We start from the raw sequence: 24,429 nt of genomic DNA, 5'->3' as shown, positions 1-24,429 counted from the left end.
ATGACGCATTCCCATCAGAAGCCGACCGTCTTCACCGACGAGGAGAAGCGCGCCTTCCGGGCCGACATCGACGCCATGCGCAGACCCGGGGCGTACGAGCCCGGCCGGTGGTCGGTCAGCCCGCTCAACCGGGACCCGGCCATCGTCGGCGCGATGCCGGCGAAGGTCGCCCTGCGGGACGTCACCATGAGGTCGCTGGAGGCCCTCCCCGGAGTCGTGACGACACCGGAGGCGAAGCGCTCCTTCCTGCGCGCGCTGGTGGCGTCCGGAGTCCCGGAGATCGTCGCGGCGGGCGTGCGAGGACGGCCGGTCGAGGACGTCCGCCGGGACGTCCAGGAGATCCGCGCCTTGAACCCGAAGTGCCGGGTGACGTGCCCGATGCTCTTCACGTCGGCCGACCTCGAAGCGGCCGCGGAGGCCGGTTTCGATGCCGTCCAGGTGTGGGTGCCGCCGTGGGGCAGTGCCTCGACTATGTACGAGCCTCACCTGTTCGCGCGGACGTGGGCCGGGGAGGACTGGCGCGGCCGAGGCCAGCCGGCCGACCGGGACGGCTACCTGGAGCGGGCCGTGAGCCTGGTGGCCCGAGCCCGCGATCTGGGCCTCGCCGTCACGGCCCCGATGCTCATGGTGTCCTTCCTCGACGAGGAGCGTCACAGCGGGACGGTGAAGGCGCTGGCCGAGGCCGGCGCGGCGGAGATCGCGCTGTTCGACGGCCCGGGAGCGATGGCCCCCGAGGCGATGGCCGAGCTCGTCCGCCGCACGCGTGCGCTGGCGCCCGGGGTCCGCATCGGGCTGCACCCGCACAACACCTTCGGCCTGGCGGTCGCCGTCGCGGTCGCGGCGGCCCGCGCGGGCGCCGACGCCGTGGAGGTCTCGGTGAACGGCTACTGCGGAGGGCCCGGCAACGCCGACCTCGCGGCCACGGTCGCGGCGTTCGAGGCACTGTACGGGGTGTCCACGGGCATCGACCCCGGAACCCTGACGCACCTGGCCCGGACCGCCGAGGCGATGACCTCCTACCGGCGCGCCTACAACCACCCGGTCACCGGTGACCAGGTCTACAGCTGGGGCGGCATGGACTTCATGACGCAGGAGCTCGGCGTCGACTCGCTCCTGCACAACTGCATCTCCCCGGAATGGGTCGGGTCGGAGCAGCGGGCCCCGCTCACCGAGATGAGCGGTCCCTTCACCGCGTGGGACAAGCTCGTCGAGCTCGGCTTCGCCCCCGATCACCAGGGCGTCGACGCCTTCCTGGCGCGGGTGCGGGACACCATGGCCGAGCGGGGGCGGCTGCTCGACGATGCGGAGCTGGCCGATGTCGCCCGCGAGTGCGGCCTGACCGGGTCGTCCTGAGCCTCGGGGCGCGAGCGTCGCGGCTTGGGCCGGTGTCAGGAGACCCGGTGTTTCAGGAGACCCGGGTGTGTCAGGAGACGCCGTCCCAAGCCGCCGCGGTCCCCTCGATGGCCTCCAGCAACTGTTCGTCCGTACCGCCCATCACGGCCGGCTGCAGGACGAGTTCGTCGATGCCGCGCAGGCCGAGCCTTGCACGGCGCGAGGCCAGCTTCTCCGCCGCCTCGTCGGGGCTGCCGACCACGGCGAGCTCCTCCGCGAGGTCCGGCGGGACCAGCTCCCCGAGCGCGGCCCAGTCGGGGCGCCCGTGGTGGGCCGGTGCCGCCTGCCGCAACCGTGCGACGTCCTTCTCCCACGGGGTGCCGTCCGCGACGCGGCCGAGGCCCGGCACCGAGAGGTAGAGGGCGAGACGTGCCCGCGCCTCCCGCATCGCCCGGCCCGCGTCCGGGTGGACACTGGTCACGCACCAGGCGGCGATGGCGGGCGAGGCACCGGTCTCGGCGATGCTGGGAAGGGCGGTCCCTTCGAGGTAGGGCGCGAAGGCCGCCAGCGGATGCAGCGCTATTCCATGCGCGGCGCGGCTCATGGCGCGCAGCGACGCGGGGGTCATCCCGGACCCGTATACCCGGATGGCGGCCCGGTTCTCGAGCGGCACCGCGCTGCCGAACGAGTCCAGCCTGGTCCGGTAGAACTCTCCCTGGAAGTCGAGGCCGTCGGTGGCGGTCAGGGCCGCTCGGACGAGCGCGAGGTACTCCCCCAGCCGGGCGGCCGGCCGGGTGAAGTCGACGCCGAGGGCCGAGCGGAAGTCCGCCGGACCGGTGCCGACGCCGAGCGTCAGCCGCCCGCCCGTGACCTCGTTGGCCTCGATCGCGGCGGCGGCCATCGCGAGGGGATGGCGGGTGAAGGCGTACGCGATGCCCGTTCCGACGCCGATCCGCCGGGTGTGGCCCGCGACCTCGACGGCCCGCATGAGCGCGTCCCGCCCCGGCGTCTCCGTCACCCACGCGCGGTCGAGGCCGTGGTGCTCGACGATCCGCGCCGCCTGCCGGAGCACCGCGAACGACCTGACGGAGAAGACGATCGAGCGTTTCACCGGGCGACCTCCTTGACGGGGCGGAGCGGATCACCCAGAGGGACCACCGCGGGCGCCGGCACGAGCCGGCTCTGGATCGTGCCGAGCGGACCGGCGTCGAGCCGGACGACGTCACCCGCCTCAAGCCACGGGTACTCCTCCGGTGAACGGCGGGCGGCGAGATCGGCGATGCAGCCGGTGCCCACCGTCCCGCTGCCGATCACATCGCCCGGGCGGACCTCGGTTCCCCTCGACGCATAGGCGATCATCTGCCCGAAGGTCCAGAACAGCTCGCCGAGGCGCCCTTCGGAGTAGGCGCGGCCGTTGACCGACGCGGACATGGGAATGTCGGGCGTACGGCCGCGGGGATCGAGCGGCAGCTCGTCCGGGGTGACGAAGAGGGGGCCGAACGAGGTCGCCCAGTCCTTGCCCTTGACCGGCCCGAGGCCGATACCGCGCTCCCGGCGCTGCAGGTCGCGGGCGCTCCAGTCGCACATGAGGATGTACCCGGCGATCAAGGCGGTGCCCTGCTCCGGGGTCAGGTCGCGGCCCGCCGCCCCCACGACCGCGGCGATCTCCAGTTCGAAGTCGAGTTCGACCGCGCCGGGCGCGCAGGGCACGTCGTCGGTGGGGCCGAGCACCGCGGCCGGGTTCGTGAAGTAGAACGCCGGTATCTCGTACCACGCGGGATCGAGCCGGGCTCCGCGCGCGGCCAGGATCGGCAGCAGGTGCTCCTCGAAGGCCATGAAGTCGCGGATCGACGGCGGGACCGGGATGGGAGCCTGGAGATGAAGGTCCTCCAGGCGCCGGCGGGCGGCCGGGACGGTGCGTGCCTCCTCGGCGGCCTCGGTCATCCGGGAGCCGTCGTCCCCCAGCAGCGCGAGCAGGTCGTTCTGGCTGGGGGACTCAAGGACCTCCTCGCCTTCGACGAGCCCGAGTCGCGGGGTGCGGTCGTGCGGTGATCGGTAAGCGGTCCAGCGCATGATGCCTCTCAAAGGACGGTTCCGTCAGGAGGAGTGAGCGAGAGCAGCCGTTCGGCATTGCCCCGGTAGATGGAGGCTCGCGCCTCGTCCGTGAGGCCCGCGACGGCGTCGACGAGCGCCGCGGGATCGGCGTCCCCCATATCGAAGGGGTAGTCGGTGCCGATCACGACCCGATCGGAGCCGACGGCCTCGATCAGGGCTCGGGCCACCCCGGGCGAGTGGACGACCGAGTCGAACCACATCCTGCGCAGGTAGTGCCCCGGCGGGTGTTCCATGGTGCGGCTGTCCGGGCGGACCCGGTAGGCATGCTCGCTGCGTCCCAGGTACGTCGGCAGGTACCCTCCGCCGTGCGCGACGCACAGGCGCAGCTCAGGGTGCCGGTCGAGCACTCCGGTGAAGATGAGGAGAGATAGCGCCACCGCCGTCTCAAGGGGTTGGCCGACGATGTTGTTCAGATAGGCGGGGGTCAGCCGCTCGGTCATCTGTGGGCACCCCAAGGGGTGCAGAAACACGACCGCTCCGTGTCGCTCGGCCGCATTCCAGAGGACTTCGTACGCAGGGTCGGAGAGATCGGTACCGCCGGCCTGCGTCGAGATCTGCACTCCGACGAATCCACGCCGATCCATCACGTTCGCCAGTTGCTCGGCCGCGAGTGCCGGGTGCTGAAGGGCGACCGTGCCGAAAGCCAGGAAGCGGTCCGGGCGTCTTTCGACGAGGGCGGCCAGGTCGTCGTTGATCGCGGCCGTCAGCGCCATCGCGTCGTCAGGGTCGGCCCAGTGGTAGTACTGGCCGGGATTGACCGACACCACCTGGAGGTCCACTCCGGCGGCGTCCATGTGCGCGAGACGCGTGTCGAGGTCGGTGAGGCGATGCTCCCATTCGGGCTGCACGCGCGCCATGTGCGCGGCCGTTCGGGGATCGCGGTAACGCGCGGCCATGGCCCTCGCCTGCTCGGCGTGGTCCGGCATCCGCGCGGCGAGGGCGGCCGCGGACGGCGAGGAGGCGTGGGCGTGCAGGTCGATCACGTGGGGTCGCCCCGCTCGTGCTCGACGACGGGCGTTCGCTGCGTTCCGAGTCCGGTGATGGAACCGGTCATCACGTCGCCGGCCTGAAGGAACCGGCCGTGGTGGACGCCGTTTCCCGCGGGCGACCCCGTGAGCAGCAGGTCTCCCGCCCCCAGCCGGGCGCACGCGGAGGTGTGCTCGATCAGCCGCGGGATGTCGAAGATCATGTCTGCCGCGGCCTCGTTCTGCATCGTCCGGCCGTTGAGCTTCAGCGTGATCGTCAACCGGGACGGGTCCGGCACGTACCGCGCCGGGACGACGAGAGGGCCGACGGGAAGCAGCGTGGGCGCGCCCTTGCAGGCGAGCCAGTCGGCCCCGCGTGAGCTGTCCCCCGTCGGGTAGATGCGGTCGCGCATGGTGATGTCGTTCGCGATCGTGTAGCCGGCGACGTACTGCCATGCCGACTCGCGAGGGACGAGGTAGGCGTCGCGGGCCAGCACCACCGCGAGCTCCAGTTCCCAGTCGCATTGGTCGGTGACGGGCGGGATGACGACCTCGCCGAAGGCCGGGGCGAGCCCGCTCACGGTGCCGGGAAACACCGTCGGCGTGCCGGACCTGGCTCGCTGGTCCATCAGCGCGGTGGCGAACGCGCGGCGTTCCGGTTCGCTCGCCTGCTCGTGCTCGGGCCGTGGGGACGCCACCATCAGGTCGATCACGTGCTGCCGGTAGTTGGCCGCGGCCTGGAAGATCTGAGGCCGCTCGACCGGCACCAGTACCTGGTCGGCGCTGGGCGTCCGCGCCGCCGCTCCGGACGCCCTCTCGGCGAGCCACTGTTCGACACGGTCACAGACCGGATCCCAGGCGGCGAGCAGATCCACCACGCTCGTGGCGGCCGCCAGGTCGCCGTCGATGATGTCGGCCAGGGCATAGGACCGCCCGTCGGCGACGACCGCGACCTGCGGACCGCCGCCGAGGTCGAGCCGGGCGAACCCGAATCCACCGCTCGGCACGTCCCCCCACTGAAGCTCAGCCACGGCGGTTCGAACCCGCCCCGGCCCGTACCGCGGCCTGCTCCCAGAACTCGGCGTACGCCTCCAGCATGCCCTTGAAGTCGTCAAGGCGAGCGCCCTCGAAGTGGCTCCGGGACTGTTCCTCAAGCGCCGCGACACGCTCGCGCACCTGCTCGGCGACGGCGCGGCCCTCCTTCGTGAGGGAGATGGGACGCACGCGGGCGCTGTGGTGCGACGCGGGCCGGGACACCAGCGCGCGCTTCTCCAGCTTGTCGAGGGGGGCGCTGAGTGCCTGCCTGCTCACCAGGCACCGGCGAGCCAGCTCGGCGCCGCCCGCTTCGCCGATCTCGTACAGGCTCTCCAGGATCAGCGCCTGGGTGCCGGTCAGATCCAGATCCGCGAGCGTCGCGGTCACGGCGTCGGCCGTGCTGACGCGGATGCGGTGCATCACGTACATCAGCCGGTCGAGGACGCCCAGGCCGTTCGCGACGTCAGTTGCTTCCGTCATGTGACGGTTGTAGTACCGCCGATCCATCTACGTCAACTAGTTGACGTCAACCAGTTGACAAAGGGCCCGAGCGTCGGAGAGTGTCGCACCAGGTCACAGAAGGGCGCGATAACCATGGACCGAGCAGACGTTCGCAACAACCTGATAGACGCCGAACCTCCCCCGTTCACAGGGCGGATCCTTCCGCCCCTCGCGCCGCGCGGGCCGGAGCCGCCCTCGGCGGTGGCCGCGCGGTCGCATCTCACCGGGCTGCGTCACGTGGGGCTCGGCGTGCCCGATCTCCGCGACGCGGTCGCGTTCTACGAGGGCGTCTGGGGCCTGTACCGGGTCGCCGACGACCGGGGCGTCGTGTTCCTCGGGTCGGTCGGCAGCGCCGAGCCCTACATCGTCCGCCTGCGCCAGGCGGGCCAGAAGCGCGTCGACGTCGTCTCGTTCGCCGCGAAGAGCGCCGCCTCGGTCGACGCGCTGTACACCGAGCTCGCCACGGCGGGTGTGAGGACGGTCCGCGAGCCGGCCGTCCTCGACACGCCCGGCGGCGGTTACGGCATGCGGTTCTTCGACATCGACGGCCGGCTGATCGAGGTCTCCTCGGACGTCGCGCCGAAGCCCTTCCGGGATCTGGAGATCGGCGAGTCCGTCCCGCGCAGGCTCAGCCATGTCGTGCTGAACAGCACCGACGCCCGGCGGACGAGCGCCTGGTACCAGAAGCACCTGGGCTTCCGGCTGTCGGACTGGCTCGCCGACCGCATGGCCTTCCTCCGGGTCTCGCCGGAGCACCACTGCCTGTCCTTCGCCCAGCGCACCAAGGTCTCGCTGAACCACATCTCGTTCGAGATGCGCGGCCTGGACGAGTACCTGCGCGGCACGGGACGCCTGGTGCGCCACGGTCACCCGCCGCTGTGGGGGCCGGGCCGGCACAGCGCCGGGGACAACACCTTCTCCTATTTCGCCGACCCGCACGGCAACGTCGTCGAGTACACCACCGAGCTGGAATGCATCCTCGACGAGGACGCATGGCAGCCGCGCATCTGGCCCGCGACACCGGAATGGAGCGATCAGTGGGGGACGGCCGGCCCCATCGAGGACCTCTTCGCGCTGGACTCCGTCACGCAGGAGGACTCCGGCCTCTGGACCCCGGCGCCGATCTGACCCCCAGGAGCAATCACGTGAGTACTGCGATCGCCGACGCCCGCACGGTCGAGCTGGCACCGGGCGTCCACGCCTACATCCAGCCGGACGGGGGCTGGTTCATCAACAATTGCGGCTTCGTCGTGGCGGACGACGGGGTGCTCTTGGTCGACTCGGCCGCCACCGAGGCGCGCACCTCCGCGCTGCGGGACGCCATCTCGGCCGTCACCCCGCTCCCCGTCCGCCTCCTGGTCAACACCCACTGGCACACCGATCACACGAACGGCAACTCGCAGTTCGACCGCGCGGTCGTCATCGCCCACGAGGCGGCCCGCGGCCCCATGCTCGAACTCGTTCCCACCCGCCCGGACCCGGACGGCCCCTTCCCGGACGTCCACTGGGGTCACCTCGGGAGCACCCGGCCGGCGGTGACGGTGACCGGGACGCTCTCGCTCTGGGCGGGCGACCTGCGCTGCGAAGTCCGCGGCGTCGGCGGACCGGCCCACACCGCCGGAGACCTCGTCGTCTGGATCCCCGAGCACGGCATCCTCTTCGCCGGCGACCTCGCCTTCAACGGCAGCGCGCCGCTCGTCTCGGCGGGATCGATCTCAGGGTCATTGCGGGTGCTCGCCGAACTGCGCGACCTCGCACCCGCCGTGGTGGTTCCGGGCCACGGCGAACCGTGCGGACCGGAGGTCTTCCAGACGGAGATCGACTACCTGGCCTTCGTCCTGGAGACCGCTGAGCGCGGGCGCCGCCAGGGCCTGACGCCGCTGGAGACGGCCCGGACCGTCGGGCCGCATCCGTTCGAGCACCTGCGCGACGGCGAGCGCATCGTCGCGAACCTGCACCGGGCCTATGCCGAGCTGGACGGCGCGGCCCCGGGCGAGGAGATCGACCTGGTCGCGACTCGCCTCGACATGATGGCGCTCAACGGCGGGAAGGCGCTCACATGCTTCGCCTGAACGAGGGCCGCAGGGCCCTGGTGGTCGGCGCCGGAATCGGCGGGCTGGCCGCGGCGCTCGCCCTGGCCGGCAAGGGCTGGGACGTCGACGTGGCGGAGATCAAGGAGGAGAACTTCACGGTCGGCGTCGGCATCAACCATCCCGCCAACGCCCTGCGCGCCCTGCGGCGCCTCGGTCTCTACGAGGCGGTGGCCGAGGCCGGCTACCGGTACCGCGGGATCAGGCGGTTCGCCGCCGACGGCAGGCTCACCGCGGAGTTCGTGCCGTCCGATCCGCCCGACGTCCCCTTCCAGATCTCGATGACCCGCGCCGATCTCCACGCCGTCCTCACCCGCGCGGTCGGCGACCTCGGCGTGCGCGTCCGGCTCGGCACGACATGGCGGGAGATCGCCGAGGGGACCGACGGCGTCACGGTCGAGTTCAGTGACGGTTCACGGCAGCCCTATGACCTGATGGTCGGTGCCGACGGAATCCGCTCGCAGCTGAGGTCGGAGCTGTTCGGAACCGGGCATGCGCCGGTCGAGACCGGCTACGTGTGCTGGCGGATGGCGGTACCCCGTCACCCGGACATGGTCCTGAGCGAGTACTGGAACGTCGGTGACGCCAAGGCCACGGTGCTCCATCTGAACGACGACGTGATGTACCTGCTGGTCGTCGAACCGGGTTCGATGTCGGAGATGCCAGGACGCTCGGAGAAGGCCCGCCTGCTGAAGGAGAAGCTGGCCCCGTTCGGCGGGTTGATCGCCTATGTCCGCGACACCATCACGCCCGAGAGCGAGATCCACGTGGCGGTCCTGGAAGAGGTGTTCCTCCCGGCCCCGTGGTACAAGGGGCACGTCGTGCTGATCGGCGATGCCGCGCACGCCGTGACTCCGCACCTCGCGCAGGGGGCGGGGATGGCGATGGAGGATGCGATCGTCCTCGCCGAGACGCTCGTGGACACCGCCGTCCCGCAGGCCTTCGACGCCTTCATGAAGCGGCGCTATGACCGGGTCAAGTACGTGCAGGACCAGGCGCACGCCATCCTGCTGAACGAGATGGAGCCCGACCCGGTGCGCAAGGCCGAGTTCGCGGCGTCGCTGGGTGCGCGCCAGCAGGAGATCACGGCCCGGCTCAGCGCCCCCGCGTGAGCGTCTCGTCCAGATCGGCGGGGGCCTCGTCGGTGTCATCGCCGACGCGTGGCGTGGCGAGCCCGAGATCGCGCAGCCGCTGCAACATCGCCGTCAGGTCCTCGATCTCCGAGGCGGTGAACTCCGCGGCGATGGCGGCGTACATCCGGGCGGCCCGGCCCCGGACGCCGTCCATGACCGCCGAGCCCTGTGCCGTGATGCGGAACAGCGACGACGACCGATGCCCGGGATTGGGGGTGCGCTCCACCAGTCCGGCCTCAAGGAGCCGGTCCATCACGGACTGGACGCTCTGCCGGGTCAGGGACAGCCGGCGAGCGACCGCGGGCACGGACTGAGGGCCTTCGCGCAACTGCCCCAGAACCTGGGTGCGCGCGAAGTTCACTCCGCCGACCGCGGCGTTCTCGTCGGCGCGGGCGCGGTACACCTGTGAGGCGCCGTGCAGCGAGTGGAGCAACTCCAGCACGTCCGCCTCCGCCGTGGTCGCCGCGCGGTGCGCGGTCGGCCGTTCGGGCGCCATGAGCCACCTCTCCTCTGTCGATCACATCGTAGGTGCGACTCGGATCGAATATTGACAGGACCCTGTCATTATGACAGGGTCCTGCTCATGAGCGCACCATCCTCCGCGTCGCCTGTGCGGACCCCCGACAACCAGCCGGTCTTCGTGTCGGGGCAGGCCGTGCAGAAGGCACTCGCGTGGACGGACTGCGTCGACGCACTGGAGACCGTCTACGGGGAAGAGTTCGACGGCTCGGCGCTCCCCGCGCGCGTCGTCGCCTCCACCCCGCAGGGAAACTGGATGCGGGTGCTGCCGGCGCTGCCCGGCGGCGGCGACCACTTCGGCCTCAAAGTGATGGGCGGACGTCGAGCCGGTCACGGTCGGCCCTACACGGCGCAGTACCTCGTCGTGCTGTTCGACAAGGTTTCGGGCGCCATCTCGGCGTTCGTCGACGCCCGGGCGGTCACCGGCATCCGCACCGCGGCCACATCGGCGCTCGCGGCCCGGCGGCTGACGCGCCGGCACACCGCGGCCGGCGAGGTGCTCCCACTCGGAGTCCTCGGTACCGGTCTGGAGGCCCGCATGCACGTCCGGGCACTCACGGCCGTGCTCGGCGTCGGAACGGTGACGGTGTTCAGCACGACCGAGTCCCGGCGGCGGGCCTTCGCCAACGAGATGGGGGCCGAACTGGGCCTTCCAATCCGTGCCGCCGCGAGCGCGGAGGAGGCGGTGCGCGACGCGGAGCTCGTGGTCGCGGCCGCACGCTCACACGACGAGCGGCCGATCGTATCGGCGGCGGACCTGAACCGGTGCCGGACCCTCGTCTCGATCGGTTCGACGGTCCCGTCACAGCGCGAGATCGACGTCGACCTCATCGAGCGTTCCGACCTGATCGTCTGCGATGTCGTCGACGAGGCGACCTCCGAGGCGGGAGATTTCCTCGCGGCCGCCCGCGCCGGGATCCCGTTCGACACGAAGGTGCACGCGCTGAGCGCCCTAGTGGGGGGCGAACTCGACTCTCGTGCCGCCGAGGCGGATCTGGCGATCTTCAAGTCCGTCGGCAGCGGCCTCCAGGACGTCGCCATCGCCTCCCTCGCGCTCGCACGAGCACGCGAGGCAGGGCTGACGGCAGAGCTCCCCATGGGGTTCGAAGGCAACTAGGCGAGGAGAAGCACATGGTCGACTACACCAGGAGCGAAGCCCGGGACTGGGCCCGCGAACATCTCCGCGGCGTCATCAACGTCATCATCCCGTCCTTCACCAACGATCTCAGGGACATCAACGAGCAGGCGATCCGCCACGACGTCCGCAAGCAGTTCGAGTACGGTTTCGCCGGCGCGCTGCTGGTCTCGGAGGTCTCGATCACGCTGCCCGAGTACCGGCGGTTCTGCGAGATAGCCGCCGACGAGGCCGCGGGCCGGCAGCTGTTCGTCCACCACTCCAGCTGGAGCGACCTGGAGCACACCCTGGAGGCGTTGAAGGTCGCCGAGGAGTCCGGCGCGGAACTGGCGCTCCTGTCCTACCCGCCGAACTTCTATCCCGAGTCCGAGCAGGACATCTACGACTACACGCGCGCCATCTGCGACGCCACCGACCTCGCGGTCATGATGTTCCCGATGTACCTGTGGGGCTTCTCGCCCCGCATCCATCCGTCGGACATCCCGGCGAGCGTCATCCGGCGGCTGCTCGACGACTGCCCGAACATCGTCGCGATCAAGGCCGAGGGCGGCTACCCGAGCATCATGGGCCTGGTCGAGTGCCACCGCCTGTTCGGGGACGAGGTCGTGATCAGCTGCCCCATCGAGGCCGACCTCATCCCGCTGTCGCAGCTCGTCCCGATCCAGGTCTCCGCGACCAGCGACCACGAGTACTACGGACCGACGATCCCCAAGATCTTCGACCTGCTCGCCAAGGAGGAGTTCGACGAGGCCACGCGCCTCTACTGGCAGATCCACCCGGCTCGCCGCGCCAAGCAGCAGCTCGGGCCGCAACTGCACGGCGGGTGGTTCATCAACCGGCAGGCCTGGAAGTTCGAGGCCTGGTTGCAGGGCTACAACGGCGGTCCGCTGCGTGCTCCCACGCAGCGCATCCACGACGCGCAGATGACGGCCCTGCGCAAGGGGCTCATCGACTCGGGCCTCGAACCGAGCATGGACCCGTTCCGGGAGTTCTTCATCGGCCGGAACCCCGCATGAGCGAGCAGATCGACGTCTTCGGGCTTCTGCAGGCCGTCGGTGGAGGCACGCGGGCCGCAACGGCTCTGCGCCTCGGGGACGGCTGGGAGAAGCCCGCGTCCGGCGAGGTTCTCGCCGTGATCGACCCGGCCACCGGACGCGAACTCGGCACGGTCGCCGACGCGACGCCCGACGACGCGCGGGCGGCACTCGACGTCGGCGCCGCGGTGGCAGGGTCCTGGGCCGCGACCGCACCCCGGTTTCGGGCCGAGGTCCTGCGTCGCACCTACGAGATCATGCTCGCCGAGAGGGAGCCCCTGGCACGGCTCATCACGGCCGAGAACGGCAAGTCACTGGCCGAGGCGCGGGCCGAGATCGACTACTCCGCCGAATTCTTCCGCTGGTACTCATCGCAGGTGACGACCCTCGACGGCGAATTCCGCCCGGCGCCGAGCGGAGACAACCACATCCTTGTCAGCCGGCACCCGATCGGCCCGTCGGTGCTGGTGACGCCCTGGAACTTCCCGTCCGCGATGGCCGCCCGAAAGCTGGCACCCGCGATCGGGGCTGGATGCACGGCCGTGCTCAAACCGGCCCCGGAGACCCCGTTCAGCGCGATCGCGCTCGCGGCCGTCCTGGAACGGGCGGGGCTCCCGCCCGGAGTCGTCACAGTGGTCACGACCAGCGACGCGCCCGGCGTGGTCGGCGCGCTGCTCGATGACCCACGAGTGCGCAAGCTGTCGTTCACGGGCTCGACCGCCACGGGTCAGACACTCCTGCGCGCCGCCGCGGCCGGTGTCATCTCATGTTCGATGGAACTGGGCGGCAACGCCCCGTTCCTGGTCTTCCCAAGCGCCGATCTCGACGCTGCAGTCAAGAACGCGATGGTGGCGAAGCTGCGCAACAGCGGCCAGTCCTGCACTGCCGCGAATCGCTTCTACGTCCACGAGAGTGTGGTCGAGGAGTTCACTTCGCGCCTGTCGACCGCGTTGGCCGATGTGACCGTGGGCAATGGATTCCAACCCACGGTAGAGATGGGCCCGCTTATCAACGAAGCGGCGCACGAAAAGGTGACAAGCATCGTCGACCGCGCCATCGATCAAGGCGCGCGAACGACAATCGAACGCCGCTCCCTGCCTGAGCATGGATTCTTCTATGCTCCGACCCTCCTGTCGGGCGTCTCTCCGGAGGCCGACATCCTCCGGGTCGAGATCTTCGGACCTGTGGCGCCCGTCGTGAGTTTCTCCGACACCGACGAAGCCGTGCGACTTGCCAACGACTCCGACATGGGCCTCGTGTCATTCGTGCAGAGCGGGGACCTCGGCGAAGCACTCAGCGTCGCCGAACGTCTTGAGTGCGGAATGGTCGGTATCAACCGAGGCGTCGTCTCGGACCCCGCCGCCCCATTCGGCGGATCGAAGCACAGCGGACTCGGACGCGAAGGAGGGTTCCACGGCTTGGATGAGTACTTGGAACCGAAGTACATCGCTGCGTCTTGGTAAGGCTTGATGAACTCGGGATGCGGGGCCATGCAGACTGAGCCCCCTGGAGAGGCACGCGAAAGGGGCGGGGACCGTGACGGCGAAGACCGCGATCGCCCACCGGGCCAGCTCCTGCCGGCCGCCGGACGTCCGGCCCGGCTGGGACATCGAGTCCGCCCGGGCGATCAGGCATGCGTGATCGGGCACGTCACGGCCGAGGCCGAACGCGCCGCCGCCGTCGGTGTCCGCCGACGGGACAGGGACCCTGGACCGAGTTGACGGGGCCGGTCTGGGGATCAAGAGCGACAGCAGCATGCTGGTCGGCGGCTTCGGCTTCGTCGGCATGCCGTTCGACCTCATCGACCCTCAAGGCCGGGCGCGTGCGCAAGGTGCTCTGCTCGTTCCCCCGGCAGCTCGAATGCACCCACTGCCCCGCAGCGGCTACGCCAGCCAGATCTACACCGACGTCGCCGTCCTCGAAGCGCCACGGCCGGGGTGTCGGTTGACAACCTTCGGCCCTCCCGAGCGACGGACTCCGCGACCGGCTGCCCGTCCCGCTCAAGGCGGGCTGACCGCTCTACGGCCTGGCACCACGGCCTCGTTGCATCGTGGTGCCAGGCCGCTTCGGTAGCTGGCCGTCAGCCGTTGACCTGGCTGAGCACTCCCCCTGCGCCTACGCCAAAAGATGCGAGGAAGGCCAGGGTGCGGGGCGTCAAGCTCGGCCGGGACGGCTCCGCACCGCAGTCGCCCGCGTGATCCGTCTCAGCGCCGAGGCCCGCGGTGCCTAATGCGATTCCTCCGCAGGAAGGCGAGGATGATCCGGTTGAACAGCAGCGGACGCTCCCAGTAGGCGTTGTGCCCTGACTCGGGGAACACCACCTGCTCGGCCCGGGGGAGGCCCTCGCCGAGGCGCCGGAGCATCGCGGGTGGCGTGTACAGGTCGGCGTCTCCGGTGGCGAGGAGCACGGGGACGCCGCTGGAGGCGATCGCGGCCGACGTCACGGTCGCCTTGGTGCGCTGGCGCGCGGCCGCAGGCGGAGCCAGCGCGGCCTCGTCGAGCCAGATGGCCACTCCGTCCGGGTTCGTCGCGCGGTAGGAGCCGCCGAGCTCCTGGAAGTCCTTCGGCAGTTCGTTCCACTGCGGCGGACGCAGCGCGGCACTGTCGGCGGCGTAGTCGGGGTCACCGATGGCGACGAGGCTGCAGGTCAGTGCGGCGCTCGCCACCCGCTCGGGGTGACTGAGAAGGTAGTCGGCCGCCGCGATGCTCCCCGCCGCGGTGCCGACGAGATGCATGGTGCGGAGTCCGAGGTGTTCGACGAGCGCGTGGAGGTCGTCGGCGTAGGTCCCGGTGTCCTCGGCAGGCCCGGGGTCGGAGTTGCGATGCCCCCGGCGGGAGTAGCCGATCACCCGGTAGCCGGCGCGGGCGAGCACGGGCTGCTGGTATCGCCAGGAGCGGCCGCTCCCGGTGTAGGCGTGGAGGAGGACGACCGGCTCACCGGATCCGCCGGTGTCCCAGAACCACAGTTCGCCGGCGCCGAACGACACACGTCCTTCGGTCACAGGCACCTGAGGTGGTATCGGGACGGGTCGCAGGTCGTCGTCCCTCGGCGCGGCGGCGGCGGGTTTGGGGGTCATCAGGGCGGAGGCCGCGGCTAGGCCGGCGCCGCCGAGCAGGACGCGACGTCGCCCGATCGATGTGGACTGGTTCATGACTCTCCAGGGGCCGAAGTGTCGACAGGAACGGCAGGTGGCCGAGCACATCCGAAGCCGGAAGGGGGTGTGACCTCGGGCTTCGACTTAGATGCGGGCAGCATACGGGCTCACAGCCGTGATGTCGACAGATGGCCGAGATTGAGAAGGGTTCCTCCAGGGACGAGCACCCGAACGCCTTGTTTATGTCGACACTAGGTGCCAAGTTGGCGAGGTCCGTTCAAACGGGCAACGAGGGGCGCGGCCGTGACCTCCACAACGGGCAACGTCAACCCACCGAAGCCGACAGGATCTTAGTGTCGACACACATCGGCGAAGCCCACCGCCCAACCCGCGGAGCCACCCCAAGGGTCACGGGTTGGCCGCGCACTCTGGCACGAAGGATCGCCTGGCCGATCCTCGGCGGCGGGCTTCCAGGTCGGCGACCACCGGGACCGAGTAATCAGCCGTGCACCCGCTCTGCGGAGCGGTTCAGGCGGTTGCGTGCCCGCCCTTGGAGTTCCGGCCGCCACGGACAGCGATGGTGCTGTGGAGGCGGGTGCACCACGAGCAACGCGCGCGCAAGACCATCGCGGACGGCGGCATTGAAGATGCTGTACACGTCGATCGGCACGGTCTTCACCCTGGACCGTCACGCGGCAGACTGCTCGTCCAGCCAAGCCGACACCGCACTCGTGCAGCAGCCCTCGAAAGTGGTCGGTCGGCCCGAAGGACACCTCACACAAAGATTCTTGGGCGCCACCGAGCGGCCCGCTCCGTGCACGGGCCGGCCCGCCGGGCCGCGGCAGGCGCGGCCCGGCGGGCTCAGGTGCGCCGGACGGTCTCGCTGTACTGGTCGGCGGTGAGGCCGATCTGCCAGGCGGCGGCCCGTACCGGGTCGCGGATCCAGCCGGGCACCAGTTCGGCGAACTCCCGGCGGGTGCCGTCCCGCTCCAGCGAGCCGTTGGTCATCAGCAGCAGGTGCAGGTGGTCGTCGTAGAGCTCCTCGACGCACCACAGGCTGAGGATCTGCCCGGGGTTGCCGGGGTCCGCCGTCTCCCGGCCGACCCGCGGCCATCCCGCCTGGTCGAGCACCGCACGCCAGCCGGCCCGCCCGGCCAGCAGCTCCACCGCGCAGCGCCGCTGCTCGGAGTTGCGCAGCGACACCGCGCGGCGGATCGGGACGTCGTCCTCGATGATCTCGCGCGGCATGGTGACGCCGTGCCACGCCCACAGGCACCAGCCGTCGGGGTACCGCACCGCCGGCCCGGTCGGATGGTGGAGCCGTCCTTCGGCGTCGCGGTGCAGTTCGGTGGGGCGCTCCGTGAGGATCACGCTGTTCCTCATCGGCCACCACTCCCCCGCCGCCCGTGCCACCTGGAGCAGGCCGCGTCCGTGGCGGTCCGGTTCGAGGACGCCGCAGCGGGCGAGGAGGTCCAGCTGGGCGAGCCGCCCCAGCATGCGGGAGCGGAACGCGCCCAGCCGGGGCAGCGCCGCCGCCTCCGGCGACCGCTGCGCGTCCTGCCAGGTCGCGGCCACCTGGTCGACGGCCGCGCCGACGGCCCGGCTCAGCCCCGCCTCGACCGCGGCGGTCACCTCGCGGTCGAGGCGGGTGAGCAGGCCGCTCCACCGCGGGTCCCGCTCCACGTGGCCGACGAGGTCGGGCGGCAGCGGGTCGAGCATGATCAGGTCGGTCTCCGCGCCGTCCCGCGGCACCCGCTCGACGATGGCCTCACCGGTCGGTTCCGGCAGCGTCCGCCACGCCCGCCTGGTGATCAGCGACAGCCGGCCCGCGCGGATGTCGGCCCCGATGCTGCCCGCCATAGGCGAGCCCAGCCAGATCACATGCTCGGGCGGCCGCCGGCCGGCGCCGAGGTAGACGTCCCGGACGCCCGCCTCGGCGACCGCCCGGTCCGCCGGACCCGCGGCCAGCCCGTGCCCGATCCACTCGTCCCGCACTAGCGGCAGCAGCGCCTGCCGCTCCTCGGTCGGCGCCGGCGGCGGCCGGCCGTGGTCGTGGGCGGGCCGCTGGTCCGCCATCGTCAGTCCTCGACGAAGCGGACGGCCGCGCCGTCCCAGGCCCGCTCGAGCTCGGCCTGCTCGCGCTCGGCCTGCTCACGCAGCGCCTGCGCCCGTGCCGCCTCCTTGCGCGCCTGCTTCCGGGCCCGCTCGCGCCGGCGGCGGGTCCCCGGGTCGAGGACGCGCGGCGCCGCCTCGCGCTTGCGCCGCAGCACGTACCGGCCGGGGGCGATTCCGGTATTACCGTGCTCCGGGTGGTCCAGCCACGCCGTCGCCCCCTCGCCGACCACCAGCGAGCCCAGGGCGATGTCGCCCGCCGCGCCGTCGCGGGCGTCGTACCGGACGTCACCGGCGGCGAGCAGCAGGTGCGTGTGGCCGCCCGCCTCGCCGCGGACCACCGCGACACCGGCCGCCGGCACCGGGCTCACCGGCCGACGGAAGTCGTCCTCCGCCATCGCGGCGGGAATCACCGACACGTCGCCCTGGTGCTGCAGTCCGGCGATCGTCGGAATGTCGAGTTCGGCCGCCAGATGGGCCAGGTCGGCGCCATCCGACAGCACGTTGCTAAGAAGTTCCATCACGGCCTCCGCAAAGTGTCACCCACAACGCTAACGCCGTCCGTTCCCATGGGAAACGTATTTTCTGGCCGCCCCGCCCGCCGGCCCAATACCTCCCCATCCAACCCATCCTGACCTGCGATTCCAAGGGAGTATTCCGTGGCACTAAGAGCGCGTGCAGATATCACAGACCGCGCCCACCGGACGGCACCGGCGGCGATCAACGCCCATGAACGCGCCGCCCGGCTGGAGCGTCTGACCAGGCCGCCGAGCACCCGGACGCGCCCAGCCATCACCACGATCGCGCCGCAGAAGGGACCCCGTCCGACGACGGTGGCCTGGAGGAATTTCGGTTGTTCTTGCCCAACTGCGCCACAAGCTCAGCGATCCTGGCTTCCGCTTGTGCCGGGCGGCGCCGACAGCTTCATTCATTCATCTGGTCGACCGTGGTCGGCCCCACACGGACAACCGATCACCGAACCGCGCGCGCCTGGTGATCTCCTCGACCGGCCCCGAGGCATGCCGACGGCCGTCTGGAGCTCGGTCAGCGCGTACCTGATCCCTCCCCATCTCTCCTCGGCCACCAATACCACGATCATGCGCGCCACCAGCGACAACGCTGAAGGCAACCGCCGGTCGAGAAGCAGCAGCTTGAGCAGTTCCGCTTCGCACTTGAGCTCACCGCGCGGATAGTTGTGGCTGCGGGCATCGGCCACGGCGGCCTTCAGGATCGCAGCGGCAGTTCGCCGATCTCCTTTCCGGATGCTCAGCCGGGCCAGTGCCAGGTTGAGTTGGACCTCACCTGTGCTTGCTTCCTGGACGGCGCGGAACAGGCTGCCACTTTTCCGCAGGTGGTAGTGAGCCTCAACAAAAGCGTCCAGCTCGATTAGGATGTCAGCGAGGCGAAGATGAAAGAAGGCTTCCCCCTTCCCAGCGTCCTTCAGAACCGGGCGTGCCTTCACATAGAGGTCCAAGGCCGCCTGCCAATTGCCCCGTGCCACCTGAACGCGTCCCAGATAGTGCCATGCCGCTATGAGCGTATTCGTCACGACGGAAACAGGGGGCATGTCCTTGCCCAAGCGGATGGCTTCCTGAAAATATGGTTCCGCTCTTCTGCGACTGCCGTAGAAGTAGGACATGCCCCATGCCGTCATCACGTCCGGCAGGAGAATATGCAGGTCCGGTGTTGCACGCGCCAGTTCTTCGCAGCGCGACAGGATTCGCTGCGCCTGTCGATAGCTGCTGGCGTCGATATGGTATTTGGCCAGGGTGAGGAGGGTGCGAAGGCGTTCACCGTCCGTCTGGCTGGAGCGGAGGGCTGCGCGGATCGCGTCCAAGCGGGCCGTCCCGTTGTTAGCGAAGATTGCCAGGTACCTGGCCTGCGCCAGCCGGAGGTCCGCCGTCGGACTGCCCAGTTCGGCAAGGCGATTCACGGCGGCGTCGGTCACGGCGATACATCTCTCCTGCTGCCGGAAATCCGTTCCCGGCCCCTCTTCCACCATCAACTCCAGCAATGCGTTGACGAAGGCGTCCAGCCTTTCGGCGTCCAGCGGCGCTTTCCAGGTGAGCACCTTTTCCAGCAGCCCAACGAGCGTGTCCGCATCCAACTCCACGTCCCGCCGGGACATTCGACTTAGCTGCAGATCTACCGCATTGATGACGCTCCGCTGGATGGGTTTACGCATTGCCTGATGAAATCCAGATATGCCGGCGGGGCCGACCATGATCGACTACCCCTCCCTCATCAGCTTCGGCACGTGAACTCGTGCAGCAGGCTGTGAATCGAGTACGCACGATTGAAGTCGCTGGACCGGACGAGTGCGAGCCGGCACGCGAATTCCAGGGCCTGCTCGAACAGCGCCGGATCGGCGATGCCGCTGATCGTCATGAGTTCCTCATATCCGAACGACGTCCCGCGGTCCTTGACGCAGAAGGCGCCCATGAGGCTCGCGGCCACCTCTTCACCGCAACGGTCGGCGAACTGCGCGAGCGAGCGGACGTACAGGTGCTCGCGCACCCGGCGCCCCAGCCCGGGACCGGTATCGCCGGCGCCGAGGCCTGTCAGGTCGGCCATCACCCGGTCCAGCGATCTCCGGGTGGCGAGATACTGCCGGATCACCAGCTTGATCAGGAATGGATTGCCTTCGGTCACCGTCAGCACCGGCGCGAGAACCTCCCGGTCGGCCTCGCGCAGGTCCGGATCAGCACTGCCCAGATGACGGACGAACGCGAGCGCGTCCTCCGGCCGCAGTCCCGACAGCAGGAACTCGGTGATCGCCATGGGGTCGCGCTGGACGGACCACCGGGTCGTCACGATCACCTTGTGCGGCCGTATCAGCCCTAGTCCTTCGAGCCGGGACAGAATGCCTTCGGCGTCTTCAGTGCTCTCGAGGTTGTCGATGACGGTGAGGGCACGCTCGTCGGCGGGCATGGTCGCGACGCCATGAGCAAGGTCTCGTTCCCAAAGTGCCCGGCTCATGCCCAACTCGATCCCGAACTGTGCGGCAATGTCGCGGATCAGGTCGAGCCAGTACGCGGTGCCCCGCGCCGCGTCCGCACGGTCGAGCATCGACAGCGAAATATTGGTCGCGGAGGCCCATGCCACCTTGGTGAAACCGCCGGCAGCGGCACAGCGGGCAGTCGCCTCATAGGCCATGGTCGTCTTACCGATCCCGCCATCACCGAACAGGCTCACGATCCAGTTGGCCGACGGGCTCATCACCGCGGCCGTCACTGTGTCGATCAGCGCGTCCACACCGAAGAGCCGATCGTGGTCGACGACAGCGTGCCGTTCCCAGCCGGTCGAAGAAGAACGTTGTTCCGCGTTCGGTTCCAGCGGGTCGCGATCGGGCGTCTCGTCTGGAAGACGCACCCAAGCCCGTGCCGTCGTCTCCTTGTTGCCGACCATGATCGCCGTGTACGCACGAGGGGCGACATTCCCCCATCCCTGGGCCACGACCTCCTCGTGCACCCTGTCCGACACCACCAGGATCGCCGAGGCATCGGACCCGGCGAGTCGCTCCTTGACCTCCCGGGCGTCCAGCAGGCGGAACACGTGGACGACTGCGGCGCCCAGCAACCCATGCTCGTCCTGATAAACGGGTCCGCTGTGAACGGCGACGCGCAGTTGCATGCTCGTGCTCGGGCTGGAGGCCCGGTTGTGCGCGCGGATCTCCGCACAAAGGTCGTCGACAATGGGATGGAGCAACCGCGCGACGGGCACTCCAGGCGGCAGGACGACGATCGCACCGTCGCCACGGTCCTCAACGTGGCAGTCGTCGAACGGCACGCCGCCCGCCTCGAACGAGGCACGGATCATGGTGTAGAGGGCTGCCCGGACCCTTGCCTGATCCGTCTCGGTGCGGTCCCGGCCGAAACCGGCAACGTCAACGGTCAAAAGACCGCTGTACGCGCCCGATACCAGTTTCCCTTCGGACGGATGTCGATCCGATCGGTCGGCCATCGGCCCCCGCAGTTGGTTCCGACGTTCCCCTCCGCTTCTCGATCGTGCTACGCCGTCCCCCTACAGGCAAGCAAAGGGCGAACTACGGCCAACTCGCCACTGTCAGGCCCGTGGACATGAGACGTAGTCACATTGTTTCGGAAACGAAGTCAAGGTCGACGACGACCGGAGCGTGATCGCTGCCGACCGCGAGACCCTCGTCATACAGATGCCGGATATCCCGGACTACCCAGTGGCGGCTGATCCACACAGAGTCGAAACGGCGTGCTGTGCCTGGGGAGTTCCTCCTGCGCCCGGTGCGGTGGGTGATCGCCGGTGGACCGTGCGAGGCGGTCTGTCGGAGCGCCGCGTTAGTCCCCGGCCTGTCGCCGAGGTACCGGCGCAGGGCATCGTCGAGGGCGTGTATTTTGGCGGGCCCCCAGAGACGATCGTCTACGCATCCACGCATTGTCTCGCCTACGTGCTTTTGTAGCCGCCGCTTGCCGCAGTCATGGCGGTGGCCTCCGCGCTTTGTGGTCGCGAGGTCTGCGGTATCCGGGTTCTTCTTCGTCGGCCCTTTGCCGGAAACCCCTAGTCCTGAAGGTTGGAGGCCAGGCGGGACTGGAGGGCTAGGAGGGGGATCAGGGCGGTCAGTGTCCAGGTGAGTCCTATTCCTTGGGCGAGCCAGCCGATGAGTGCGGGGCCGAGCAGGATGCCGGAGTAGGTCATGGTGGTGAAGCGGGCGAGGAGGCCGGCGGCTCCGGGGCCGTCGGCGCCGAGGTGTCCGATCACGCTGAAGAGCACGGGAAGCGGCGTTGCCAGGCCGAGGCCCATGATGGTGAAACCGGCGATGGTCAGGGACGCCCAGGGGCTGAGCACGACGACGGTCAGGCCTCCTGCCGCGACGAGGGTGCCCGTACCGACCAGGGTGCGGGCGGGGAAGCGCGTGAACAGCCGGTCGCCCGCCAGCCGTCCCGCCGTCTCACAGGCGATGAAGGCGATGTAGCCGAGTGAGGCCACGCCCAGGGACGCGCCCAGGTCGTCGTGCAGGTAGACGCCGCTCCAATTGGCGACGGCGGCTTCGACGGTCAGTACGGTGGCGCCCATGGTGCCGAGCACCAGCAGGCGGGGCGTCCACCCGGTACGCCACCCGGGACGGTCCGCGGCGGCCGTGGGACGCGGTTGCCGGTCCGCGAACGCGGGCAGAAGACGAGGCGCGGCAAGGAGCGCGAGGACGACCAGCCCCACCCCCGCCACCAGGTAGTGGGAGGCCAGGGACAGGCCCGCCTGCGCGGCGGCGCCACCCGCCACCGACCCGGTCACGGCACCGATGCTCCACGCCGCGTGGCACCCGTTCATGATCGGACGGCCCAGTTCGCGTTCGACCGCGACCGCGTGCGCGTTCATGGTCACGTCGACCAGCCCGTGCACGGCGCCGAAGAACAGCATCGCGGCGGCCAGCGCGGCCAGTCCGTCCGCCAGGCCTACGCCGAGCAGGGCGAACGGGAGCACGAGCGTCGCCGACCGCAGGATCGACGCGCTGCCGAGCCGCGCGGCCAGCCCGCCGGTGAGCTGCATCGACAGCACCGCCGCCACCCCGAACAGGGCGGACACCACGCCCAGCTGCCCCGCCGTCAGCCCGTGCTCGATCTTCAGCGAGGGCGTGCGCACGGCCAGGGCGGCGATCGTGAGACCGTTGGCGGCGAACAAGGCGGTGACCGCCCAGCGGGCGAGCGCCGCTCGCGGTGCGGCGCGCCTCTCGTTCACCGGGGTCATCGGCCGGTCCACGGTGGCAAGGTTCTGATCTGGCATCTGCCTCTCCCTCTTCATCGCTCGTCCAGACGACGAAGGGGGGAGGGTCAAATGGACACCTCGGCGAGTCGGCGGGAGAGATAGCGACGCTCGGCCTCGGTGGACGGCAGTTCGAGTGCCTCCCGGTACGCGGCGGCCGCCTCGGGGCGGCGGCCGAGACGGCGCAGCAGGTCGGCACGGGTGGCCGCGAGCAGGTGGTAGCGGGACAGCCCGCCCGACGCGGCCAGCTCGTCCACCAGTGCCAGCCCGGCCGCGGGGCCCTCGGCCATGGCCACCGCGACCGCGCGGTTCAGCTTCACCACATCGGACGGGACCATCTCCACGAGCCGTCCGTAGAGCGCGGCGATCTCGGACCAGTCGGTGTCGTCGGCGTCCCGGGCCGTGGCGTGGCAGGCGGCGATGGCGGCCTGCACCTGGTAGGGCCCGGGGCGCCCGCGCCGCACGGCCGCGTCGAGCAGGGCGGTGCCCTCGGTGATCTCGTCGCGATCCCAGCGGGTGCGGTCCTGGTCCTCCAGGGTCACCAGGTCACCGGTGGCGTCGACGCGGGCGGCGCGGCGGGCGTGGTGCAGCAGCATGAGCGCGGTGAGCCCCCGCGGCTCCGGCTCGTCCGGCATCAGCCGCATCAGCAGGCGGCCCAGGCGGATCGCCTCCGCGCACAGGTTCGACCGGAGGGGGCCGTCGCCGGCCGTCGCCGAGTATCCCTCGTTGAACAGCAGGTACAGGACGGCCAGCACGCCGCCGGTTCGCTCCGGGAGCAGGTGGGACGGCGGGACCCGGTACGGGATCGCGGCATGACGGATCTTGTTCTTGGCCCGCACCAGCCGCTTGGCCATCGTGGGCTCCGGCACCAGGAAGGCGCGGGCGATCTCGGCGGTGGTCAGGCCGGTGAGGGTGCGCAGGGTGAGGGCGACCCGCGCCTCCAGCGGCAGCGCCGGATGGCAGCAGGTGAAGATCAGCCGCAGCCGGTCGTCCGGCACGGTGTCCTCCACGGTCGGGACGGACGTGTCGAGCCGCGCCTGTTCCGCGGCCTCGCGGAGCTTGCCGGCCTCCGTGGTGCGGCGGCGCAGCCGGTCCAGGGCGCGGTTGCGCGCGGTCGTGGTCAGCCAGGCCCCGGGACGGGCGGGAACGCCGTCCCGGGGCCAGCGCCGCAACGCCTGCGCGAAGGCGTCCTGCGCGGACTCCTCGGCCAGGTCCCAGTCTCCGAAGGACCGGATCAGGGTCGCCACCACGCGCCCCCACTCCTCGCGGAAGGCGGAGGCGACCGCGGCCTCGACGTCCTGGTTCAGCCCTCCCAGAGCGGCCTCACCTCGATCGTCCCGAAGCGGGCCGCCGGGTGCTTGGACGCGACCTCGATCGCCTCGTCCAGGTCCCGGCACTCGATCAGATCGAACCCGGCGATCTGCTCCTTGGTCTCGGCGAACGGCCCGTCCGACAGCAGCACCTCGCCGTCGCGGACCCGCACGCTCGTCGCGTCCGCGACCGGCCGCAGCCGGGAACCGAACGTCCGCACCCCGCGCGCGTCCATCTCGTTCGTCCACGCGGTGGGCAGCGCGTCGTCCCCTTCCGGCTCCACGGACTCATCCACGCAGACCAGCATCATGTACCGCAT

General features: G+C 70.3%; 22 protein-coding genes and 1 pseudogene. 7 read left to right on the top strand and 16 right to left on the bottom strand.

Annotated features, from left to right (window positions below; translation table 11 throughout):
* Positions 1-1,353: a hypothetical protein gene (locus BM339_RS32230; protein WP_075023311.1), complete on the top strand. Its 1,353-nt coding sequence runs from the start codon at positions 1-3 to the stop codon at positions 1,351-1,353.
* Positions 1,354-1,423: 70 nt separating this feature from the next.
* Here BM339_RS32230 and BM339_RS32225 read toward each other — a convergent pair whose 3' ends face one another.
* From BM339_RS32225 to BM339_RS32205, 5 genes are read right to left on the bottom strand one after another with little or no spacing between them, the layout of a single operon-like run.
* A complete protein-coding gene (locus tag BM339_RS32225; protein WP_075023310.1) occupies positions 1,424-2,443 on the bottom strand; it encodes an LLM class flavin-dependent oxidoreductase in 1,020 nt (339 codons plus the stop codon).
* Entirely contained in the window at positions 2,440-3,405 is a 966-nt protein-coding gene (locus BM339_RS32220) for a fumarylacetoacetate hydrolase family protein (protein ID WP_075023309.1), read from the bottom strand. Before BM339_RS32220 ends, BM339_RS32225 begins: the two co-directional genes overlap by 4 nt.
* Before the next feature lie 8 nt (positions 3,406-3,413).
* Positions 3,414-4,430, bottom strand: coding sequence for an amidohydrolase family protein (locus BM339_RS32215; protein WP_021591593.1), 1,017 nt, complete (start codon positions 4,428-4,430; stop codon positions 3,414-3,416).
* The gene (locus tag BM339_RS32210) at positions 4,427-5,443 is read right to left on the bottom strand and encodes a fumarylacetoacetate hydrolase family protein (protein WP_143118688.1); all 1,017 of its coding nucleotides are present in this window, start codon (positions 5,441-5,443) and stop codon (positions 4,427-4,429) included. The genes BM339_RS32215 and BM339_RS32210 overlap by 4 nt, the downstream gene beginning before the upstream one ends.
* Complete coding sequence (locus BM339_RS32205) at positions 5,436-5,927, bottom strand: MarR family winged helix-turn-helix transcriptional regulator (protein WP_075023307.1); 492 nt, start codon at positions 5,925-5,927, stop codon at positions 5,436-5,438. The genes BM339_RS32210 and BM339_RS32205 overlap by 8 nt, the downstream gene beginning before the upstream one ends.
* A 114-nt stretch (positions 5,928-6,041) precedes the next feature.
* Between BM339_RS32205 and BM339_RS32200 the strand changes: the two genes are divergently transcribed.
* From BM339_RS32200 to BM339_RS32190, 3 genes are read left to right on the top strand one after another with little or no spacing between them, the layout of a single operon-like run.
* Positions 6,042-7,076 (top strand): VOC family protein, encoded by a 1,035-nt coding sequence (locus tag BM339_RS32200; protein ID WP_081842132.1) that lies wholly within the window; start codon positions 6,042-6,044, stop codon positions 7,074-7,076.
* A gap of 17 nt (positions 7,077-7,093) precedes the next feature.
* Complete coding sequence (locus BM339_RS32195) at positions 7,094-8,020, top strand: MBL fold metallo-hydrolase (protein WP_075023306.1); 927 nt, start codon at positions 7,094-7,096, stop codon at positions 8,018-8,020.
* Entirely contained in the window at positions 8,008-9,150 is a 1,143-nt protein-coding gene (locus BM339_RS32190) for an FAD-dependent monooxygenase (protein WP_075023305.1), read from the top strand. The genes BM339_RS32195 and BM339_RS32190 overlap by 13 nt, the downstream gene beginning before the upstream one ends.
* Here BM339_RS32190 and BM339_RS32185 read toward each other — a convergent pair.
* Positions 9,134-9,667, bottom strand: a complete 534-nt coding sequence (locus BM339_RS32185) for a MarR family winged helix-turn-helix transcriptional regulator (protein WP_075023304.1) — start codon at positions 9,665-9,667, stop codon at positions 9,134-9,136. The genes BM339_RS32190 and BM339_RS32185 overlap by 17 nt on opposite strands.
* Positions 9,668-9,754: 87 nt before the next feature.
* Between BM339_RS32185 and BM339_RS32180 the strand changes: the two genes are divergently transcribed.
* Genes BM339_RS32180 through BM339_RS32170 form a run of 3 tightly spaced genes read left to right on the top strand, consistent with a single transcriptional unit; the run spans position 9,755 to position 13,322 of the window.
* A complete protein-coding gene (locus tag BM339_RS32180; protein WP_075023303.1) occupies positions 9,755-10,807 on the top strand; it encodes an ornithine cyclodeaminase family protein in 1,053 nt (350 codons plus the stop codon).
* A gap of 14 nt (positions 10,808-10,821) precedes the next feature.
* The gene (locus tag BM339_RS32175; RefSeq protein WP_075023302.1) at positions 10,822-11,841 is read left to right on the top strand and encodes a dihydrodipicolinate synthase family protein; all 1,020 of its coding nucleotides are present in this window, start codon (positions 10,822-10,824) and stop codon (positions 11,839-11,841) included.
* Positions 11,838-13,322, top strand: coding sequence for an NAD-dependent succinate-semialdehyde dehydrogenase (locus BM339_RS32170; RefSeq protein WP_083598213.1), 1,485 nt, complete (start codon positions 11,838-11,840; stop codon positions 13,320-13,322). The genes BM339_RS32175 and BM339_RS32170 overlap by 4 nt, the downstream gene beginning before the upstream one ends.
* A 741-nt stretch (positions 13,323-14,063) precedes the next feature.
* Here the strand turns inward: BM339_RS32170 and BM339_RS32165 are convergent.
* From BM339_RS32165 to BM339_RS32130, 10 genes and pseudogenes are all read right to left on the bottom strand, one after another.
* The gene (locus tag BM339_RS32165; protein WP_177287839.1) at positions 14,064-15,011 is read right to left on the bottom strand and encodes an alpha/beta fold hydrolase; all 948 of its coding nucleotides are present in this window, start codon (positions 15,009-15,011) and stop codon (positions 14,064-14,066) included.
* A 442-nt stretch (positions 15,012-15,453) separates the two neighbouring features.
* Positions 15,454-15,624, bottom strand: coding sequence for a hypothetical protein (locus tag BM339_RS50220; RefSeq protein WP_177287838.1), 171 nt, complete (start codon positions 15,622-15,624; stop codon positions 15,454-15,456).
* Between the two features lie 191 nt (positions 15,625-15,815).
* Positions 15,816-17,030 (bottom strand): DUF6745 domain-containing protein, encoded by a 1,215-nt coding sequence (locus BM339_RS32160; RefSeq protein ID WP_021591604.1) that lies wholly within the window; start codon positions 17,028-17,030, stop codon positions 15,816-15,818.
* A gap of 2 nt (positions 17,031-17,032) precedes the next feature.
* Entirely contained in the window at positions 17,033-17,587 is a 555-nt protein-coding gene (locus BM339_RS32155) for a hypothetical protein (RefSeq protein ID WP_052357185.1), read from the bottom strand.
* 277 nt (positions 17,588-17,864) lie between these two features.
* Positions 17,865-17,960, bottom strand: a pseudogene (locus tag BM339_RS52720) (DUF6444 domain-containing protein); the annotation flags it as partial.
* 34 nt (positions 17,961-17,994) lie between these two features.
* Positions 17,995-19,251 carry a tetratricopeptide repeat protein gene (locus BM339_RS32150; protein ID WP_177287837.1) on the bottom strand — a complete coding sequence of 419 codons (1,257 nt, stop codon included), beginning with the start codon at positions 19,249-19,251 and terminating at the stop codon, positions 17,995-17,997.
* Positions 19,252-19,310: 59 nt separating this feature from the next.
* Positions 19,311-21,029, bottom strand: coding sequence for an NB-ARC domain-containing protein (locus tag BM339_RS32145; protein WP_143118686.1), 1,719 nt, complete (start codon positions 21,027-21,029; stop codon positions 19,311-19,313).
* A 570-nt stretch (positions 21,030-21,599) separates the two neighbouring features.
* Entirely contained in the window at positions 21,600-22,820 is a 1,221-nt protein-coding gene (locus tag BM339_RS32140) for an MFS transporter (protein ID WP_177287836.1), read from the bottom strand.
* A gap of 47 nt (positions 22,821-22,867) precedes the next feature.
* On the bottom strand, positions 22,868-24,049 hold the full coding sequence (locus BM339_RS32135; protein ID WP_256255553.1) for an RNA polymerase sigma factor: 1,182 nt from the start codon (positions 24,047-24,049) through the stop codon (positions 22,868-22,870).
* Between the two features lie 53 nt (positions 24,050-24,102).
* The gene (locus BM339_RS32130) at positions 24,103-24,417 is read right to left on the bottom strand and encodes a YciI family protein (RefSeq protein ID WP_256255556.1); all 315 of its coding nucleotides are present in this window, start codon (positions 24,415-24,417) and stop codon (positions 24,103-24,105) included.
* Between the last annotated feature and the right edge of the window lie 12 nt (positions 24,418-24,429).

The organism is Actinomadura madurae (assembly GCF_900115095.1).
GTDB lineage: Bacteria > Actinomycetota > Actinomycetes > Streptosporangiales > Streptosporangiaceae > Spirillospora > Spirillospora madurae.
The sequence above is the reverse complement of the archived record's forward strand: the minus strand, read 5'-3'. Positions and strand labels throughout refer to the sequence as shown.